This window comes from Desulfosarcina sp., assembly GCF_033791525.1.
Classification (GTDB): Bacteria; Desulfobacterota; Desulfobacteria; order Desulfobacterales; family Desulfosarcinaceae; genus Desulfosarcina.
The window spans coordinates 1-4812 of sequence record NZ_JASJGN010000271.1; the positions used below are offsets into that span (position 1 = coordinate 1).

Genomic DNA, 4812 nt, shown 5'->3' on the forward strand with positions numbered 1-4812 from the left:
GATATTTATCCGCCTCAGGCGGATCGGGTTTTTTACGAATCCGTCAAGATTCAGTTCCCACCTGTCGGACCCTATCATCCGTTATGCACATACGGCTGCCTCGGCTTCTCCACCATTGCTGTGATCAGCCTACCGGAATGCAATCAGAATTGGCGGGACACGCCCGCTTCAAAGGTGAATGAGCGCCAGCGGACCTCATTGAGACGGGTGTCTCCGGACGTGCCGTCTGCATAGTAGGTGCGGTCCAGCCCGGCGTCCGTGGTCATTTCCTTGACGTTCATTCCCGCATGGATGCCCCAGCGGTTTTTCATCTCGAACAGGATCGCTGCTCCCGCCTTATAACCGCGCCCCTCAGCGTCGTGGGAAAAGCTGACGGGGTGGGCGTAATCCGAGCGCAGATTCCAGTTGGCTTCGGCATCATAATCCACCCAGTGGTATTCCCCGGTAAATATGACCCCAACTTTGCTAAAAGGGGCCTCTGTGCCGGGAATCGAAAAAAAGAGATCCACACCCAGCCAGGGGCCCATCCAGCGGGTCTGAAAGCGGCTGTCCAGACCTGCGATGGGGCCTATGGGCGTCGTCATGGGCGGAGCCGAAAAGGCCTGATAGCCGTCCACGATATTCAGGTCCTGTTCGGAGATGGCATAACCAAGCATGGGGCAGACCACCACGGTGGATTCAAAAAAGGAAAAACGGGGGCCGACACCGACAGACCCATCCCAAACGTCGTTTCCGTCCACGCCGTTCACTGAACGTGAGAATTCCTGGGTCCGGTTGTCACCATTGTAGTCCGAATCCTGGTTGCTGCCGGAGGCCACCGTTCCATAGTCCAAGTAGCCCCTGATATAGACACGATCCTTGATCACGGTGCGATTGGCCAATTTGAGCTGGTAGATGCTGAGATCCGGCCAGGTGAGCTCGGATCGGACGTTGGGATTGCTTCCCTGCAGGTTCCCGGCGATGTTCCAGTTCAACTTGTCAGTGCGGTAGCCGGCGGAGAGGTCGAAGGTGACGGCAGCCCAACTGAGAAAGGCAGTACTGTTTTTGGCTTGTTGGACCATCCCTTGATCGGCCGGCTCAAGGGGTTGTGAAAAAACATGGGAAACAGGCAGAGAAACAAGTAGGCAAAGAACCAGCGCCGTAGAGAAGGGTCGCATGAGCAGTCTCTTTCTTGGGATAGCAGCCGTTGTTTGTAATGAAACATAGATAGTGTCGATTGTTGACTTGCTCTGAACCCATCTATTTCCTAAAAAGGCTCAACTCAGGAAATATTATGTACCGATGAATTGCCAGTGGCTGACGACTGTTCCGGATAACGCTGCCTTCATCTCATGAAATTGTTTATAATTCAAGCCTTCAACGCGGCGATAGCCGCCTTGACTTGCCCCGATCGGTGATTTAAAGTTGATCGGTTTCGGCGTTCGGCTTAACCCACCCCGGCGCGTCGGACGACTGATTTATGTGTGTCATCTCTTTAGAATGACGCGGTGCTTTGTTTTGGATGCGCCTGGTGCAGACAGGCTGGACGGCAATCATCAACCTCGACAGAAGGCCCAAAGGTCCCATGACCGATACCGAAAAATCGGATAACACGGTTGCCCGCGTCGGTGAGCAGTTGTTTCAATTTGCCATCGATCGTGGCGACATGAACGCGATCCTGGATGCCCTGCCGCTTGAGGTGCCCGACAAACGGGTGGCGCTGGAATACGAAATCCAGCTGCTGAGAATTATCTCGGTAGGGTGGGCGATCGCTTTCTTTTTGGCCGACAGTGGCCTGAAGACGCCCCTTGCCCACCATTTTTGGGACAAAATCAGAGACTTTTCCACAACCCTCTCCGCCTCCGCCTCCCTGACCATGGGATCGGACATCGACTATTTTGATATCCTCAAAAAGCGCCTTGATATATATGTTGGCGCGCTGGATGCTGCCGGGCAGATCCCTGAACCGGCCATGGCCATTGGCCCTGCTTTTGCCGGGGTTTGTGGCGACCCGGACGATGCCTGTGCCATACTTGCCGGCAGCAAGATGTTTTCCCTCACCATCAATGCCGTCCGGGAATACCTGGACGGGACAACTACCCAACAGGATTGACGTGACCATCGACTTTAAATCCAAATGGCTGCCAGCCATTATCAGCGGACTGTTGCTAACGGCGGCATTTCCCAAAATAGGGATTTCGGCACTTGCCTGGTTTGCTCTGGTACCCCTGCATATCGCGTTGCGTGAACGGACGCCCCAAGAAGCGTTCAGGGTCGGGATGATCGCCGGCCTGGCCCACTACCTGACCCTTTTGTACTGGGTGGTGTTCACCATGCGCACCTACGGCTACCTGCCATGGTGGCAGTGCGTCTCCCTGCTGGTGCTGCTTTCCGCATACCTGGCCCTTTATACCGGATTTTTTGCACTGGCGATGGTCCGCATTTGCAAAAAACCTTTACACTTGATTCTGTTCGCACCGGTTCTCTGGGTGGCGCTGGAGTATATCCGTAGTTTTCTACTGACCGGGTTCACCTGGGGAACTGTTGGATATTCCCAGTTTAATCGGTTGCATATCATTCAGATCTCCGATATGTTCGGGGTGTATGGGGTCTCTTTCCTGGTGGTGCTTTTTAACGCTGCCGTCTATGTGCTGCTGCTGTCCCTTGCGCAGAAAAAATGGCGGGATCACCCGGTGGAAAGGTGGCAGGCCATCCTGGCCGTCGTACTGCCACTCACCCTGATCAGCCTCGGACTGGTATACGGGAAAATGCGGATCAGGGCCATGGATGAGGCCATTGCCGGGGCTTCATCACCCCGCGTGGCGGTGGTCCAGGGAAATATCGACCAGGCCAGGAAATGGGATCCGGCATTTCAGATCGGCACCACGAAGAAATACCTGGATTTAACGCTGTCCGCCGTTGCCGACAAACCGGATCTGGTGGTGTGGCCAGAAACGGCGACCCCGTTTTACTTCGAGGCCAGCCCCAAGCTTACCCGGTTGGTAACCGACACCATCCGCAAAGCGGGAATCCCTCTGCTGGTGGGAAGTCCCAGCGTCCAGGGAGCGGCGGGCAGTCATGCCTACTACAACAGCGCCTATATGGTGGCGGCGGACGGCCGGGCCACCGGGCGGTACGACAAGGTTCACCTGGTGCCCTTCGGCGAGTATGTGCCCTTAAAATACCTGCTGTCGTTCGTGGGAAAGATGGTGGCTCAGGTCGGTGACTTCTCGTCTGGAGAAAAAGGCCGAACCCTTGCATGGGGAAAAAATGAGCCGCCCATCGGTGTGCAGATCTGTTTTGAGATCATTTTCCCGGAGCTTTCCCGGTCCTTGGTGAAAAACGGTGCCGGCGTGCTGGTTAACCTGACCAACGATGCTTGGTTCGGGAAAAGCAGTGCGGCATATCAGCATTTTTCCATGGCGGTCTTCCGGGCTGTCGAGAATCGCCGCAGCCTGGTGCGTTGCGCCAATACGGGGATCAGCGGATTTGTGGACCCCGCTGGTCGGATCATGGCGCGCACCGCCTTGTTCGAAGATGCGGTGGTCGTCAAAGCGGTTCCCATATTGACTGGCAAGACGGTCTATACTCGGATCGGGGATGTGTTGCCGATTGTTTGCCTGATCGTGCTGGGTGTGCTGATGGGGTGGCCCATGATTCGAGATCGACAGGCGGTGCAAGAAGCCATACGGATAAATATACCTGATTGGATTAAACGGCTGGTCAGCCGGATAGTCGGTAAGAGGAGATAAACGATGAGTACCGAAGCTAAGCAGACACTGAAGGAACATAGACAGAAGCTTGACCAGCTCAAGGAGTATCTTTGACCTGGCTGACCAGGAAAAACGACTCCAGGAAATCGAAGCGGAAATTTCCCTGAATGGGTTTTGGGACACACCGGATGCCACCACCGCCATTTTGAAGGAACGATCGCTCCTGGGTCTGCGAATCGACGCCTTTCACGGTTTGGAAAAAGACCTGGAGGAGGCGGGAATTCTTCTGGAACTGGCCGTAGAAGAGGATGATGCAGAGACCATGCAGGAAGTGTCCGGCCAGGTCAGCCAGCTGGGTCGGCGATTGCATCAGTTTTCCCTGGATATGATGCTGGACGGAGACGACGATCAGAACAATGCCATTATTTCCATTAATGCCGGTGCCGGCGGGACCGAGGCTCAGGATTGGGCGGAGATGCTCTTCCGCATGTACCTGAGATGGGTGGAGGGCAAAGGCTTTAAATCCAGCATCGTCGATTTCCAGCCCGGTGACGAGGCGGGCATCAAAAGCGTCACCTTCACCGCCACCGGCCGATATGCCTATGGATATCTCAAGTCGGAGACCGGCGTCCACCGGCTGGTAAGAATTTCTCCCTTCAACGCCAGCGGTAAGCGCCACACATCCTTTGCATCTGTCTTCGTTTATCCGGAACTGGACAATGAGATCGAGATTGACGTGGAGGACAAGGATCTTCGCATCGATGTCTTCCGTGCCAGCGGCGCCGGAGGTCAGCACGTGAATAAGACCAGCAGCGCCGTGCGCATCACCCACCTGCCCAGCGGAATCGTGGTTCAGTGTCAGCAGGAAAAATCCCAGCACCGGAACAAGGACATGGCCATGAAGGTCCTTAAGTCCCGGCTTTACGAGGCGGAAAAACGCAAGCAGGACGAGCGGCTGCAGGAGATCCACGACGGCAAGGATGATATTGGCTTCGGCAGCCAGATCCGTTCCTACGTGCTGCATCCCTACCAGATGGTCAAGGACCACCGCATCGGCCTGGATGTGGGCAATGTGAACAGCGTGCTGGACGGGGATATCGATGTGTTCATCGAAGGGGTG

General features: G+C 55.4%; 4 protein-coding genes. 3 read left to right on the forward strand and 1 reads right to left on the reverse strand.

All coding sequences use genetic code 11. The features are described 5' to 3' along the window. Positions 1 to 143: 143 nt before the first annotated feature. Entirely contained in the window at positions 144 to 1157 is a 1014-nt protein-coding gene (locus tag QNK41_RS13580) for a hypothetical protein (protein WP_319257813.1), read from the reverse strand. A gap of 407 nt (positions 1158 to 1564) precedes the next feature. Here QNK41_RS13580 and QNK41_RS13585 point away from each other — a divergent pair, with 407 nt between their 5' ends. The 3 genes from QNK41_RS13585 to prfB all read left to right on the forward strand — a co-directional run. Continuing rightward, on the forward strand, positions 1565 to 2092 hold the full coding sequence (locus QNK41_RS13585; protein WP_319257815.1) for a hypothetical protein: 528 nt from the start codon (positions 1565 to 1567) through the stop codon (positions 2090 to 2092). 1 nt (position 2093) lies between these two features. Continuing rightward, positions 2094 to 3731 (forward strand): apolipoprotein N-acyltransferase, encoded by a 1638-nt coding sequence (gene lnt / locus QNK41_RS13590; RefSeq protein ID WP_319257817.1) that lies wholly within the window; start codon positions 2094 to 2096, stop codon positions 3729 to 3731. Positions 3732 to 3734: 3 nt separating this feature from the next. Beyond that, a protein-coding gene (prfB, locus tag QNK41_RS13595; protein ID WP_319257819.1) for a peptide chain release factor 2 occupies positions 3735 to 4812 on the forward strand; the annotation gives its coding sequence in 2 pieces (ribosomal slippage) (positions 3735 to 3791 and positions 3793 to 4812; 1077 coding nt annotated over the 2 pieces). This gene is flagged as partial in the annotation.